Origin of the sequence: Amycolatopsis sp. CA-161197 (assembly GCF_050942255.1) — a bacterium.
GTDB lineage: Bacteria > Actinomycetota > Actinomycetes > Mycobacteriales > Pseudonocardiaceae > Amycolatopsis.
In genome coordinates this window covers 2,166,179-2,180,526 of the sequence record NZ_CP192059.1, presented here as the reverse complement: position 1 = coordinate 2,180,526, position 14,348 = coordinate 2,166,179, and the positions used below count along the sequence as shown (strand labels likewise).

The window sequence follows — 14,348 nt, the reverse complement described above, 5'->3', positions numbered from 1 at the left end:
GTAGAGCGGGTGGGCAAATTCCGGTTCGTCAGGTGTGCTCGCAGCCCGCCGCCCCTGGTTGTCCACAGCCGAGTCGAGTTGTGGACAACCAGGCGCTCTGTGCCGCTCCGGGCCGGTTTCATCGGGGTGGGCCGATAAAATGGACATGGGCACGCCCCCGGGGAGGGCGGGGCTTTGTCCGCCGGGCCGGGTTAGGGGCGCGGAGCAGGCGCGGGTGTCAGCGGCGGCGCAGGGCTCGGATGATCATGAAGACCGCGAACAGCACCGCGGCGCCCGCGGCGACCGGGATGACGCGTTTGGCCACGGACTTGCCCGCGTAGTCCAGGAGGTCGATGGCTTCGGTTTCGCCGGTCGAGCCCCCGGAGGGGACGCTGCGGAGCTGGGGCTTGGCCGTTGAGCCGGCTTCGGCGCTGTCGGCGGCGGACTGTTCGGCGAGGTCGCTCTTGGCGGTCGCCTCGGCGGCCGGGGCGGTCGCCGCCTGGGTGGTCGATACCGAGCCCGAGCCGGCGGACGCGGCGGCTGGGCCGGGCGTGGCGCCGGCGCCGGAGTCCGCTCGCAGTGAGTCGGCCAGGTTGCCCGCGAAGGTGTCCAGCAGCTTGCCGCCCACCTCCGAGATCAGGCCGCGGCCGAACTGCGCCGGGCGGCCCGTGATGGCGATGTCGCTGGCCACGTCGCCGTGGGTGCCGCCGTCGTCGGTCGCGCGCAGGGTGACCGTGACGGTCGCCGCCGCGGTGCCGCCGCCGCGGGCGTCCTTGCCGGAGGCCTTGATGACGACCTTGCGGGCCGCTTCGTCCTTTTCGAGGAACTCGCCGGATCCCTTGTACAGCAAGGAGATCGGGCCCAGCTTGACCTTCACCGTACCCGTGAAGGAGTCGCCCTCCACCTTGGTGAGCGCGGCCCCCGGCATGCACGGGGCGACGCGCTCGGGGTCGATGACGGCCTGCCACACCTCCTCGAGAGGCGCGGGGACGGTGAATTCGTGGTCGAGCCGCACGGGCCGACCTCCTCTCCTTCGAACCGCAGAACCAAAAGCCAAGAACCGATGAGGCCCACCTTACGACCGTGACGGCCGAAAGGTGGGCCTCGTCGACAATCAGCCTCCGACCGCGGCCGTGAGGGCACGGCCCGTGAGCACCCGCGCGAGGTGCTGCCGGTACTCGACGTCGGAGTTGCCGTCGGCGGCCGGGCTAGTGCCGTCGGCGGCGTGCGCGGCGGCCGCGCGGATCACGTCGGCGTTCGCCGAGGCGCCCACCAGCGCTTGCTCCACCGCGACGGCCCGCACCGGCGTCGAGCCCATGTTCGTGAGCGCCACCCGGGCCTCCTCGATCACGCCGCCCTCGGTGCGGACGGTGGCCGCGACCGCGACGATCGACCAAGCCTGCGCGACGCGGTTGAACTTCTCGTAGTGCGCGCTCCAGCCCGTGTGCTTGGGCAGGCGAACCTCCACGAGCAGCTCGTCGGGCGCCAGCACAGTGGTGAAGAAGTCCTGGAAGAACTCTCCCGCGCCCACCGTGCGCCGGCCGTTCGGTCCGGCGATCACCAGCGAGCCGTCGAGCGCCACCGCCACAGCCGGCAGGTCACCCGCCGGATCGGCGTGCGCGAGCGAGCCGCCGAACGTGCCGCGGTGGCGCACCTGCGGGTCGGCCACCTTGTCGGTCGCCTCCTTGGCCAGCGCCGCGTGCTCGGCGACGAGGGCATCGCGCTGCACGTCGTAGTGCGTGGTCATCGCGCCGATCACGATGGCGTCGCCGTCTTCGCGGACACCGCGCATCTCCGCGATGTTGCGCAGGTCCACCAGGGTGGTCGGCGCGGCGAGCCGCATCCGCAGCACCGGCAGCAGGCTCTGCCCGCCCGCCAGCACCTTGGCGTCCTCGCCCGCGGCGGCGAGCGCCTGCACCGCTTCGTCCACACTGGACGGAGCCACGTACTCGAACGGGGCCGGGATCACTGGGCACCTCCGGAAGCGTCGATCGAACCGAGGCCGCCGCCGGCCTCCGAGCCGGCTCCCCCGGCTCCCGTGGTTCCGTGCTGGATGGCGTGCCACACGCGCATCGGCGTCAGCGGCATTTCGATGTCGTTCACGCCGAAGTGGCGCACGGCGTCGACCACCGCGTTGACCACCGCCGGTGTCGAGGCGATCGTGCCCGCCTCGCCGACGCCCTTGGCGCCGAGCGGGTTCGTCGTCGACGGCGTTTCGGTGCGCGCCGTGGTGAACGACGGCAGGTCCGCCGACGAGGGCAGCAGGTAGTCGGCCAACGTGCCGGTGGTGAGCGTGCCGCTCTCGTCGTGCACGGCCTCCTCGAACAGCGCCTGCGCGATGCCCTGCGCGAGCCCGCCGTGCACCTGGCCGTCGACGATCAGCGGGTTCACGACCACGCCGACGTCGTCCACGCACACGTACGAGCGCAGCTTGATCCGGCCCGTCTCCGTGTCCACCTCGGCGGCACACAGGTGCGTGCCGTGCGGGAAGGAGAAGTTCTCCGGGTCGAACGTCGCGTCGGAGTCGAGCGAGGGCTCGATTCCGTCGGGCAGGTCGTGGGCCGCGAACACGGCCAAGGCGACATCCTGGATCGTCGTCGACTGATCTGTGCCCTTGACCGTGAACTTGCCACCTCCGAACTCCAGGTCGTCCTCGGCGCATTCGAGCATGTGCGCGGCGATCGGCTTCGCCTTCGCCACGACCTTCTCGGCCGCCTTCACGACGGCGATGCCCCCGACGACGAGAGACCGCGAGCCGTAGGTGTCCATGCCCTTGTGGGACGACTGCGTGTCGCCGTGCAGCACCTCGATGTCCTCGAACGGCACACCCAGCTGGTCGGCCACGATCTGGCTCCACGCCGTCTCGTGCCCCTGGCCGTGGGCCGAGGCTCCGGTGGTCACCTCGATCTTTCCCGTGGGCAGCACCCGCAGCTGCGCGTACTCCCAGCCGCCCGCCCCGTAGTCCAGCGAGCCGAGCACCCGCGACGGCGCCAGGCCGCACATCTCCGTGAACGTGGAGATGCCGATGCCGAGCTGCACCGGGTCACCCGATTCGCGCCGCCGCTGCTGCTCGCGCCGCAGGCCGTCGTAGTCGAAGAGCTCCTTGGCCTTCGCGGTGGCGGCCTCGTAGTTGCCCGAGTCGTAGGTCAGCCCGGCCACCGTGGTGAACGGGAACTCCTCGTGCTTGATCCAGTTCTTCTCGCGCAGCTCCATCGGGTCCATGCCGAGCTCGTCTGCGAGCTCGTCCATGATCCGCTCGATGGCGTAGGTCGCCTCCGGCCGGCCGGCGCCGCGGTAGGCGTCGGTGAGCGTGGTCGTGGTGAACACGTTGGTGCAAGCGAAGTGGTAGGCGGGGAACTTGTAGATCGCGTTGAACATGAACGCGCCCAGGATCGGCACACCCGGGCCGACGAGCCCGTTGTAGGCACCCAGGTTCGCGATCAGCTCGACCTTCAGGCCGGTGACCGTGCCGTCGGCGTTCGCGGAGATCGTGATGTCCTGGATCTGATCGCGGCCGTGGTGGGCGGTGAGGATCGACTCGGAGCGCGACTCGTTCCACTTCACCGGTTTCCCGAGCTTCTGCGCCACCAGGACGGCCATCATCTCTTCGGGCAGCACGGCGATCTTGCCGCCGAAGCCGCCGCCGACGTCAGGCGCGATCACGCGCACCTTGTGCTCCGGGAGCCCCAGTGTCAGCGCCGTCATCACCCGCAGGATGTGCGGGACCTGCGTGGCAGACCACATCGTCAGCTGCGCGCCCGTCGGATCGACGACACACGCCCGCGGCTCCATGAACGCGGGAATGAGCCGCTGCTGGCGGAAGCGGCGCTTGACCACGATCTCGGACGAGGCGATGGCGTCCTCGACATTGCCGCCGGTACCCGCCTCGGCCGAGTCGAACGCCCAGAACGCGTTCTTGTTGGTGCCCAGGTCCTCGTGCACGAGCTGCGCGCCCTCGGCGAGCGCGGCCTCCATGTCGAGCACCACGGGCAGCTCGTCGTACTCGACCTCGATGCCTTCGAGCGCGTCGTGGGCTTCGCTGGAGCTGCGCGCCACGACCACGGCGATGCCCTCACCGGCGAAGTTCACCTGGCCATCGGCCAGCACGGGCCGGCGCGGCGCCTTCATGTCCGTCGTGATCGGCCACGCGCACGGCATGCCGATCGAACCGTCCGGATCCAGGTCCTTGGCGGTGTAGACGGCGATGACACCCGGCGAATCCTTGGCCGCCGAAGTGTCGAGGGAGGTGATCTTCGCGTGCGCCATGGGGCTGCGCAGCACGGCGAGGTGCAGCATGCCCGGGAGCGCGATGTTGTCGGTCCAGCGGGTGCGGCCGGTGATGAGCCGCTCGTCCTCCTTGCGGCGACGGGACTTCCCGACTTCGGGTTCGATCGTGGCAGTCATCACTCACCACCCACACCGACGTGCTTGATCTGTTCGGCCTCGGGTCCGGCGCCCGGGCTCATGTGCTTCGCAGCGTCGCGCACGGCGCGCACGATGTTCTGGTAACCCGTGCAGCGGCACAGGTTGCCTTCGAGTCCTTCACGGACGGCCTGTTCGTCTGGATCGGGGTTGTCGGCCAGCAGGTCGATGGACTGCATGATCATGCCCGGCGTGCAGAACCCGCACTGCAGGGCGTGGTTGTCGTGGAACGCCTGTTGCACCGGGTGGAGCCGCCCGTCGCGGGCGAGTCCTTCGACGGTGGTGACCTCGCTGCCGTCGGCCTGGACCGCGAGCACTGAGCAGGACTTCACGCTGTGGCCGTCGAGATGGACGGTGCACGCGCCGCAGTTGCTCGTGTCGCAGCCGACGACCGTGCCCACTTTCCCGACGCGTTCCCGCAGGTAATGGACGAGAAGTGTGCGGGGCTCCACCTCATCGGTGTACTTCGTGCCGTCGACGGTGACGGTGATGCGCATCAAAGGCCTCCAAGAGCAAATGCCCGCCTGACCCGGGTGGGGCCGGCGGGCCGGTTCGGGAACGGCCAAGGTCGATCGTGATCGGCCTCACATGGGAGCCTGCTACTCCTTACGCGCGCGGACAAGTCCGGATGTCGTACATCCGGGCCCTGCTCCCGCATCTGCACGCTTATGTGCAGGGCCATTCCGCAGATGCGGACCTCCGTCCGGGTGATTTTTCCACCCGGCGGCAAAACTCACCCGAGTCTCAGGTGGACGGTCACACCATGGTCGACTTCCGCCTGGACGTGGGGATTTCCGGTCAATCCCCCACTGCTCGCCGCAGTCGCTCGAGGATGGACGGGTTTTTCACCGCATTGTCGGGTCTACAGTGGATCGAATTCCGCAAGTGCGGTTTATCCCGCGTTCTTCCTCCGCAAATGCGGACTCATCAAAAAGTCCCGCACACCGTGGCGTGCGGGACTTTCTGAAAAACACTCAGTTGTGGATCCGGCCGGACAAAGCGGCCAATCGTCGTCCGGTTCCGCTCCAGCGCAGCGAAATGATCTCCGCCGCGATCGACACCGCCGTCTCCTCGGGCGTGCGCGCGCCCAGGTCGAGGCCGATCGGCGACGAAAGCCGTTCCAGCTCGGCTTCCGTGATGCCGGCTTCGCGAAGGCGGACGAAGCGATCGTCGTGGGTCTTGCGGGAGCCCATGGCGCCGACGTAGCCGACGTCGAGGCGCAGCGCGATCTCCAGCAGCGGCACGTCGAACTTCGGGTCGTGCGTGAGCACGGCGATCGCGGTGCGGCTGTCGATGCGGCCGGCCTCGGCCTCGGCGGCGAGGTAGCGGTGGGGCCAGTCGACCACGACCTCGTGCGCGTCGGGGAACCGGCTGCTGGTGGCGAACACGGGCCGCGCGTCGCACACCGTGACCTGGTAGCCGAGGTAGGCGCCCATGCGCGCCATGGCGGCGGCGAAGTCGATGGCGCCGAACACGAGCAGCCGCGGCGGCGGTTCGAACGAGTTCACGAACACGGCCATGCCTTCGCCGCGGCGCTGGCCGTCCGGCCCGTAGCGCAGGGTGCCGGTGCGACCGCTGGCCAGGAGGCCGCGCGCGTCGTCGGCCACGGCGTCGTCCATGCGCGAAGAGCCGAGCGAGCCCTCGACGCGGTCGGGCCACACGATCATGCGCTCGCCGACCAGGCCGGGCGTCTCGTGCTCGACGATCGTCACGATGGCGACGGGCTCGCCGCTGCGCACCGAGGCCACGACCTGGTCCAGCTCCGGCATCGACTCGCGGTCGAGGTGCTCCACGTAGATGTCGATGATCCCGCCGCAGGTCAGGCCCACGGCGAAGGCGTCGTCGTCGGTCACGCCGTAGCGCTGCAGCACGGGCTTGCGGTCGGTGACCACTTCCTGGGCCAGCTCGTAGACCGCGCCCTCGACGCACCCGCCGGACACGCTGCCGGCGACGGTGCCGTCCGGCGCCACCACCATCGACGCGCCCGGTGACCGCGGCGCCGACGAGAACGTGGCCACCACCGTGCCCAGGCCCACCGTCTCGCCCGCCAGCCAGCGGCGGTACACGTCGTCCAGTACGTCACGCATCGGCAATCTCCCCGAGCAGTCGTTCCAAAGTCGCCAGGCTGTGCCCGGCCAGCAACCGGTCGATGTGGGGCAGGGCGGCCACGATGCCGGACTGAACCGGAGCGTACCCCTCCCGCCCTGCGTGCGGATTCACCCAGAATACGGCGTGCGCGAGCCGGCGCAGTCTGCCGAGCTGCTCGGACAGCAGCGCGACGTCGCCGCGTTCCCAGCCGTCGGAGAACACGGTGACCACGGAGCGGCGCGCGATTCCGCGCTGGCCCCAGCGGTCGAGGAACACCCGCAGCGTCTCGCCGAGGCGCGTGCCGCCGGCGAAATCGGGCACCGCGTTGCCGGCCGCGAGCATGGCCTGCTCCGGGTCGCGCTGCCGCAGCTGGCGCGACACCCGCGTCATGCGCGTGCCGAGCGTGAAGACCTCGACGCTCGACGGTGCGGACCTGGTGAGCACGTGGGCGAAGCGCAGCAACGCGTCGGCATAGGGGCTCATCGAACCCGAGACGTCGATGAGCAGCACCGTCTTCCGCGGGCGGGTGCCGCGGCGGCTGCGGACGAGGCGCACGGGTTCGCCGCCGTCGGCGAGCATGGCGCGCAGCGTGCGGGCGGGGTCCAGCCGGCCGCGGTGGGCGGGGTGTCGGCGTGCCGCGCGGCGTTGCGGCGGAACCGGTTTGAGCGTGGCCAGGAGCTCGCGCAGGTGCTCACGCTCGGTTTTGGTGAGCTCAGCGAGATCACGGTGGCGCAGCACTTCGTGGTCACTCGCGGCGACCTTCAGGGTGTCGGGCTCTTCCTCGCCTTCGCCGCTGCCACCGCTGTCGGAGGTCAACGGCGCGATGCGGGCACGCTTCTGCGCGGGGACGGATTGGGTGCCGCGGCGGGTCTCGTCGCCCTCGAACCAGCGCGCGAAGGCTTCCTCGTAGCGCGGCAGGTCGTCGGGATCGGAACACAACGTGAGCCGGCCGGCCCAGTACAGCTGCGTGGGCTCCGCGATGTCCACCTCCGCGACGGCGGCCAGATACGCCTGCACGCGCCGCGCATCGCACGCGACGCCCGCCTCACGCAGAGCCGCCGCGAACCCGGCGAACCCGGCCAGCGGATCGGCGACCTCGGTGTCCATGCCCCCATTGTGCAACGCTTTCGCCCGCGGCGGCGCTTTCGGTGACGCGCGAGCGCGCACGCCGCCCCTCCCCCGGGACGACGCACGCACTCGGCGGCTCCACACAGCGACCACCCAAGGTAGCGGGAGGGCGGGCGCGCGGAGACTTATCGGGAAAAGATCGAGAAGGTGAGGTGGTGGATTCCGGGCACGGTTTCGCGCTTCGGTGCCGCTGTCGGTGTGCGGTCAGCGCGCGCCTGGGCCGGTTCGTTGTCCGGGTTCGGCGCCGCGGTTCAGTGCCAGGTCAGAGCACGGGGGAAGACCGCTGCTGCGCGATCGATCTCGGTCATCCACACGGTCTTCCTCCTCTCGGCTGCTTCTGTCGCGGTGATGGGAAAATCATGACTCGCGGCCGATGGTCCGGTCAACGCAATTAACATCGAGTCCACAGTGGACGGTTATGGATCGACCGACCACCGCACCACGTTCGCGGAACGACGGCGCCACCGAAAGCCGTTGTTCGCTTTGCGCGATCATCACGCCGCAGCGCCACTCACCACGGCAAGCGACCGACCCCGCGCAGGCACTGCGCCGCGCAAGACCACCCGAGACGTCGCAGGAGGACCGCGCCACGCTCGCGGGACCACGCCGCGACGGAAAACCGCTGTTCGGCGCGCGATCATCACCTCGCGGCACCACGCATCACGGCAGACGGCCGAACCCACGCAAACACTGCGCCGCGCAAGAGGACCCGCTGCTTCGCAACAGAACGGCGCCACGCTCGCGGAACCACGCCGCCACGCAAAGCCGCTGTTCGGCGCGCGATCATCACCACTCGGCACCACTCACCGCGGCACGCGACAACGGCACCGCGCAAACGCTGCGCCGCGCAAGACGACCCGAGGGTTCGCACGAGAACGGCACCACGCTCGCGGAACCACGCCGCCACGGAAAACCGCTGTTCGCCGCGCGATCATCACCACGCGCCACCACTCACCGCGGCACGCGACAACGGCACCGCGCAAACGCTGCGCCGAAGGAGGCAACCCGAGGTACAGCAGGAGCACAGCGCCGCAGTCGCGGACCAGCTGCGCCCCGCAAGCCGCTGTTCGCCGTGCACGGGCATAGCCACCGGCGCCACTCACCCGCGACCGCGCTCGAACGCCGCGCCGAAGGAGCCGCCCCGAGACGGCGGGGATCCAGGCCCGGCGCCGTGAGGGGTCGTCGGCGCGGCGGCAGGATGCGGTCGTGCGCGAGTCGGCGTCGCCCGGGTTGAGTGCCGGGTCAGGAGAAGAGCGTGTCCAGTTTGGCGCGGACGCGGTCCATGTCCTCGCTGTACTTGAGGACGGCGCCGAGGGTGCGGGCGGCGGTGGCGGCGTCGAGCTCGTCGCGGTCGAGGGCGAGGAGGGCGCGGGCCCAGTCGAGGGATTCGGCCACGCCCGGGGGCTTGAGGAGGTCCATGGCGCGGAGGCGGTGGACGGCGTCGGCGACCTGGCGGGCGAGGGTTTCGCCGATGCCGGGGATGCGGCGGCGCAGGATGGTGATCTCGCGGGCGAGGTCGGGGTGCTCGAGCCAGTGGTAGAGGCAGCGGCGTTTGAGGGCGTCGTGGACCTCGCGTGTGCGGTTGGAAGTGAGCACGACGAGCGGCGGCTGCTCGGCGCGGACCTCGCCGTATTCGGGGATCGTGACGGTGTACTCGTCGAGCAGCTGGAGCAGGAACGCTTCGAACTCGTCATCGGCGCGGTCGATCTCGTCGACGAGCAGTACGCACGGCGCGGTGGTCAGCGCCTGCAGCAGCGGGCGCGCGAGCAGGAACCGCTCGGTGTAGAGCGAGCGCTCGGCGGTGTCGGCGTCGAGGCGGCCGCCGTCGGCGGCTTCGAGGGCGCGCAGGTGCAGGAGCTGGCGGGGGAAGTCCCATTCGTAGAGGGCTTGCGCGGCGTCGATGCCCTCGTGGCACTGCAGGCGCACGAGCGGCAGGTCGAGCGCGGCCGAGAGAGCCAGCGCCAGCGACGTCTTGCCAGTCCCGGGTTCGCCCTCACAGAACAACGGGCGGCGCAGGCGCAGGGCGAGGAACCCGGCGGTCGCCAGACCCTCGTCGGCGAGGTACCCGGTGGCGTCGAGCGCGGCGGTGAGCTCTTCGGGCGAGGCGAGGGACTCGGTCACGCTCCCGATCGTAGGGCTCCCGGGCGGGGTTGCGCCGGTCATCCCGCCGTCTTCGGGGTCCGCCCCAGGTCAGCGGGCCGGTCGACGTCCTGCCCACTGCCCAGATCCCCGCACTCGACGAGCACGACGTCCGCCCGGCCCCGCAACCAGTCCCGCGCCCCGCGGTCCCCCTGCGCCGACGCGGCGACCTCGCCCCACCACCGCCGCCCGAACAGCACGGGATGCCCGGGTACGCCGTCGTAGGCCGCGCGAACCACGGCCGTCGGCGAAGCTTTCGCCATTACGCGCGCCAACGCCGCCGCCGGCACCCACGGCAGGTCGACCAGGTGCACGAGCACCGCCACAGGTGCGGTTTCGCCGTCCGGGAACTGCCTCGCCAGCGCCGCCAGCCCCGCCTTCAGCGAGGCACCCATGCCGCCCTCCCAGCCGTCGGCATAGATCGCCTGGCTCGGGTCGGGCAGCAGCTTCGTCACGTCCTCGGCCGCCGCCCCGACCGCCACCCGCACCGGGCCACACCCGGCCTCGGTCAGCGTCCGCAACGCCCGCCGCACCAACGGCTCCCCGTCCAGCTCGACCAGCGCCTTCGGCCCCCCGAACCGCCGCCCCGCCCCGGCGGCGAGCAACAACCCGGCCACGCGCGGAGCCGCACCAGCTGCCGACCCACGCACCGCGGCTGGCGACTCGTGCGCCGCGGCCTGCCTCCGACCCGGCCCAACCGCACCGAATTCGGAGGGACCCGCCACGGACCCCGCCGACATCGCATCGCCAGCGCTCGAACCGGCTCCCGCCACCCGCGGCGTGTCAGCCGAATCGGCTCGTGGCACGCCCGCGGCCGGTGACTCGCGCGCCGCGAGTTGAGCCTGCGCCCCATCCGGCGCAACCACACCGGCACGCGACCTGCCCACTGCAGACCCAGCAGGCGCCGCATCCGCAGCGCCCGAACTTGCTGCGGGCACAGCCGGCGTGCCAGCCGAGCCAGCCCCCGCCGCGGCCGGCGCCGTATCGGACGGAACCACGCCGACACCCAACCGGCCCACTGCAAACCCAGCCGGCGCCCCATCCGCAGCGCCCGAACTCGCTGCGGACACGCGCGGCGTGTCAGCCGAGCCAGCTCTCAGCACACCGGCCGCGGCCGGCGCCCCATCCGGCGCAACCACACCGGCACGCGGCCGGCCCACCGCAGACCCGGCGAGCGTCGCCGCGGCGGCCGATTCGCGCGGCGCGGCGGGCGGGCCGGTCGGCCGTTCGCGCGCCGCAGGGCGGGCGAAGCGGGGGTCAGCCACGGGTGGCCTGCGCGGGGCTGGAGCCGGCGAGGTCGGCGGCGATGGCGTGGGCCGTGGCGAGCAGGGGTGGGACCAGGTCTTCGCGGACGGAGTGGGCGGGGGTGCGGCTGGCGTGCGTGGAGATGTTCACTGCGGCGACCGCGCGGCCCTGGCGGTTGCGGATCGGCGCGGCGACCGAGCGCAGGCCCTCCTCGAGCTCCTGGTCGACCATGGCCCAGCCCTGCTCGGCGACGTGGGCGAGCTCGGCCTCGAGGGTAAGGCGGTCGGTGAGGGTGTGGGACGTGAGGCGGTCGAGGTCGGTGATCAGGAAGTACGCCTCGAGCTCCGCCGCCGACATGTCGGCGAGCAGCACGTGACCCATGGACGTGGCGTAGGCCGGGAAGCGCGTGCCGACGTTGATGCTCACGGTCATGATGCGCGAGACGGCCACGCGCGCGACGTAGACGATGTCCGGCGGCTCCAGCACCGACACGGAGCTGGATTCCCGCACCTGCGCGGAAAGCCGCTCCAGGTGCGGTTGCGCGACCTCCGACAGCGACAGGCTCGACAGGTACGCGTACCCCAGGTCGAGCACGCGCGCGGTCAGCGAGAAGTACTTGCCGTCCGTGCGGACGTATCCGAGGTCCACGAGCGTGAGCAGGAACCGGCGCGCGGCGGCGCGCGTGAGGCCCGTGATCCGCGCGACGTCGCTGAGCGTGGGGTGCGGTGCCTGGGCGCTGAAGGCCTTGATCACCGCCAGCCCGCGCTCCAGCGACTGCACGTGGTGTGCGCCGCGTTCGGCCGGTTCGTCGGAGTCCATGCCGCGAACCCTATCCGGCGTCGGGGACCTGCGCGGTGGGCTCGCCCAGTTCGGCCAGCGTGCGCTGGGCGATGGCCATCGCCGTGTTCGCCGCGGGCACGCCCGCGTACACGCCGGTGTGCATCAGCACCTCGCGGATCTCCGCGGCGGTGAGGCCGTTGCGGACGGCCGCGCGCACGTGCATGGCCAGCTCGTCGTGGCAGTGCAACGCGGTGAGCGCCGCCAGCGTGATGCAGCTGCGCGTCTTGCGGTCCAGGCCGTCGCGCGTCCAGATCGAGCCCCACGCCGCTTCGGTGATGTACTCCTGGAACGGCTTGCTGAACTCCGTGGTCCGCGCCACCGACGCGTCCACGTGCTCGTCGCCCAGCACCTCGCGGCGCACCTTCATGCCCGCTTCGAAACGTTCGCCCGGAACGTCGGCCATCACACTGCCTCCGTGATCTGCTCGAGGATCAGCCGCGTGAACTCCGCCGGCTGCTCGTAGTTGCCCAGGTGCGCGGCCGAAGCGACGACCTCGAACCGCGCGCCCGGAATACCTTCGGCGACGAGCCGGCCGTGGGTGTCGGGTGGAGTCGCGGGGTCGTCGGCGCCGGAGATCACCAGCGTCGGCGTGGTGATCTTCGGCAGGTCGGCGAGCTGGTCCATGCGCTCGATCACGCCGCAGCAGGCCGCGTACCCCTCGTCCGGGCAGTCGGCCACCATCGCGCGCAGGAACGCCACCTCGTCCGGGTGCGACTGCGCGTACGACGGCGTGACCCAGCGCCCCACCCCGGCCTCGGCGATGGCGCCGGTGCCCTCGGCCCGCACCACCTTCGCGCGGTCCGCCCACATCTGCGGAGGGCCGAGCTTCGCCGACGTGCAGCACAACGTGAGGCTCCGCAACCGCTCGGCTGCGTTGACGCCCAGCCACATCCCGGTCATCCCGCCCAGCGAAAGCCCGACGAGGTGCGCCCGCTCCACGCCCAGATCGTCCAGCAGCGCCAGCACGTCACCGCCGAGGTCGGCCAGCTCGTACGGACCGTCCGGCACGGGCGAAGCGCCGTGGCCGCGCGTGTCGTACCGCACGACCCGGTAGCCGCGCTCGACGAGCGGCGCCACCTGCGGGTCCCACATGCGGTGGTCGCTGCCGATCGAGTTCGAGAACACCACCACCGGGCCGTCGTCCGGGCCCTCGACGACCCGGTGCACCGCCACGCCGCTCACGCCTGTACCTCCAAAGTGGACAGTTTATCGATCAGAGCGCGAAGAAGACCGTCTCGCCCTCGCCCTGCAGCCGCACGTCGAAGCGGTAACCGTCTTCGGTCTTCTTCGCCACGAGCGTGTCGCGGCGTTCGGCCGGCACGCTCGCCAGCACCGCGTCGCCCGAGTTGTCCTGGTCCTCGAAGTAGATCCGCGTGACGACCCGGTTGAGCAGCCCGCGCGCGAACACCGACACGTCGATGTGGCGCGCCTGCTCACCCTGCTCACCGGGCAGGACACCCGGCAGGAGCGTGAGGATGCGGTACTCGCCGTTCTCGTCGGTGGGGCACCGGCCGAACGCGCGGAAGCCCGACTCGCTGCGGCCCCGCGGGTCGTCCGGGTGGTCGAACCCGCCCTGCGGGTCGGCCTGCCAGGTCTCGATCAAGGCGTCGGGCACGACCTCGCCCGCGCCGTCGGTGACGGTGCCGCGGATCCAGAACGCGCCTTCGGTGCCCTCGGGCACCACGAACGGCCCGTCTTCCCACGGCAACCCGATCGACAGGTACGGGCCGACGGTCTGCGACGGCGTCGTGAGCAGCTCGCCCATCAGTCCTCGTCCTCCTCGTCCTCGAACACCGACTGCTCACGGCCGCGCACGACGATGTCGAAGTCGAACGCCAGTGCCCACTCCGGCACCGTGCGCTCCAGGTTGAAGCGCGAGATCATCCGCTGCCGCGCCTTCTCGTCGGGGATCGAGTTGAAGATCGGGTCCTGCGAGAACAGCGGGTCTTCCGGGAAGTACATCTGCGTGACCAGCCGCTGCGTGAACGCCGAGCCGAACACGGAGAAGTGGATGTGCGCGGGGCGCCAGGCGTTGTCGTGGTTCTTCCACGGGTATGCGCCAGGCTTGATGGTGGTGAACTCGTAGCGCCCGTCATCGTCGGTCAGCGCGCGGCCGAGCCCGGAGAAGTTCGGGTCGATCGGCGAGGGCCAGCGGTCGCCGGTGTGGCGGTAGCGGCCGCCCGCGTTGGCCTGCCAGATCTCGACGAGCGAGTTGCGGATCGGCCGGCCGTCGCCGTCGAGCAGCCGGCCGGTGACGATGATGCGCTGGCCCTGCGGCTCGCCGTCGTGCTGGCGGGTCAGGTCGTTGTCGAGCTCGCCGAGGCGGCCCGGGCCGAGCAGCGGCCCGGTGACTTCGGTGAGCATCTGCGGGAGCAGCACCAGCGGCTGCGACGGGTGGCGCAGCGTCGTGGAGCGGTACCCCGCGAAGTCCAGTGGGGCGTTGGCGTCCTCCGGCTCCCGCGGGTAGCGGGGCAGGCGGAGATCGGTGGGAGCGGCCACGTTTCCTC

13 protein-coding genes are annotated in these 14,348 nt (G+C 71.2%); all 13 read right to left on the bottom strand.

Going from position 1 to position 14,348, the window contains the following annotated elements:
- Positions 1 to 217: 217 nt before the first annotated feature.
- The 13 genes from ACQPXB_RS10495 to pcaH all read right to left on the bottom strand — a co-directional run bounded on the left by ACQPXB_RS10495 (position 218) and on the right by pcaH (position 14,340).
- Positions 218 to 994: an SRPBCC domain-containing protein gene (locus ACQPXB_RS10495; protein ID WP_432851150.1), complete on the bottom strand. Its 777-nt coding sequence runs from the start codon at positions 992 to 994 to the stop codon at positions 218 to 220.
- A gap of 99 nt (positions 995 to 1,093) precedes the next feature.
- Positions 1,094 to 1,948: an FAD binding domain-containing protein gene (locus tag ACQPXB_RS10490; RefSeq protein WP_366580765.1), complete on the bottom strand. Its 855-nt coding sequence runs from the start codon at positions 1,946 to 1,948 to the stop codon at positions 1,094 to 1,096.
- On the bottom strand, positions 1,945 to 4,383 hold the full coding sequence (locus ACQPXB_RS10485; protein ID WP_432851148.1) for a xanthine dehydrogenase family protein molybdopterin-binding subunit: 2,439 nt from the start codon (positions 4,381 to 4,383) through the stop codon (positions 1,945 to 1,947). Before ACQPXB_RS10485 ends, ACQPXB_RS10490 begins: the two co-directional genes overlap by 4 nt.
- Positions 4,383 to 4,898 (bottom strand): (2Fe-2S)-binding protein, encoded by a 516-nt coding sequence (locus ACQPXB_RS10480; RefSeq protein WP_366580761.1) that lies wholly within the window; start codon positions 4,896 to 4,898, stop codon positions 4,383 to 4,385. Before ACQPXB_RS10480 ends, ACQPXB_RS10485 begins: the two co-directional genes overlap by 1 nt.
- Before the next feature lie 477 nt (positions 4,899 to 5,375).
- The gene (locus tag ACQPXB_RS10475; RefSeq protein ID WP_432851146.1) at positions 5,376 to 6,488 is read right to left on the bottom strand and encodes an XdhC family protein; all 1,113 of its coding nucleotides are present in this window, start codon (positions 6,486 to 6,488) and stop codon (positions 5,376 to 5,378) included.
- Positions 6,481 to 7,596 carry a vWA domain-containing protein gene (locus ACQPXB_RS10470; RefSeq protein ID WP_366580757.1) on the bottom strand — a complete coding sequence of 372 codons (1,116 nt, stop codon included), beginning with the start codon at positions 7,594 to 7,596 and terminating at the stop codon, positions 6,481 to 6,483. Before ACQPXB_RS10470 ends, ACQPXB_RS10475 begins: the two co-directional genes overlap by 8 nt.
- Positions 7,597 to 8,859: 1,263 nt before the next feature.
- Positions 8,860 to 9,780, bottom strand: coding sequence for an AAA family ATPase (locus ACQPXB_RS10465; RefSeq protein ID WP_366580755.1), 921 nt, complete (start codon positions 9,778 to 9,780; stop codon positions 8,860 to 8,862).
- Positions 9,777 to 10,373 (bottom strand): nucleotidyltransferase family protein, encoded by a 597-nt coding sequence (locus ACQPXB_RS10460; protein WP_432851143.1) that lies wholly within the window; start codon positions 10,371 to 10,373, stop codon positions 9,777 to 9,779. Before ACQPXB_RS10460 ends, ACQPXB_RS10465 begins: the two co-directional genes overlap by 4 nt.
- A 640-nt stretch (positions 10,374 to 11,013) precedes the next feature.
- Entirely contained in the window at positions 11,014 to 11,820 is an 807-nt protein-coding gene (locus ACQPXB_RS10455) for an IclR family transcriptional regulator domain-containing protein (protein ID WP_366580751.1), read from the bottom strand.
- Between the two features lie 10 nt (positions 11,821 to 11,830).
- Entirely contained in the window at positions 11,831 to 12,244 is a 414-nt protein-coding gene (gene pcaC, locus ACQPXB_RS10450; protein ID WP_366580749.1) for a 4-carboxymuconolactone decarboxylase, read from the bottom strand.
- Positions 12,244 to 13,023: a 3-oxoadipate enol-lactonase gene (pcaD, locus tag ACQPXB_RS10445; RefSeq protein WP_386948300.1), complete on the bottom strand. Its 780-nt coding sequence runs from the start codon at positions 13,021 to 13,023 to the stop codon at positions 12,244 to 12,246. Before pcaD ends, pcaC begins: the two co-directional genes overlap by 1 nt.
- Before the next feature lie 31 nt (positions 13,024 to 13,054).
- Positions 13,055 to 13,606, bottom strand: coding sequence for a protocatechuate 3,4-dioxygenase subunit alpha (gene pcaG, locus ACQPXB_RS10440; RefSeq protein WP_364065682.1), 552 nt, complete (start codon positions 13,604 to 13,606; stop codon positions 13,055 to 13,057).
- The gene (gene pcaH, locus ACQPXB_RS10435; RefSeq protein ID WP_366580745.1) at positions 13,606 to 14,340 is read right to left on the bottom strand and encodes a protocatechuate 3,4-dioxygenase subunit beta; all 735 of its coding nucleotides are present in this window, start codon (positions 14,338 to 14,340) and stop codon (positions 13,606 to 13,608) included. The genes pcaG and pcaH overlap by 1 nt, the downstream gene beginning before the upstream one ends.
- Between the last annotated feature and the right edge of the window lie 8 nt (positions 14,341 to 14,348).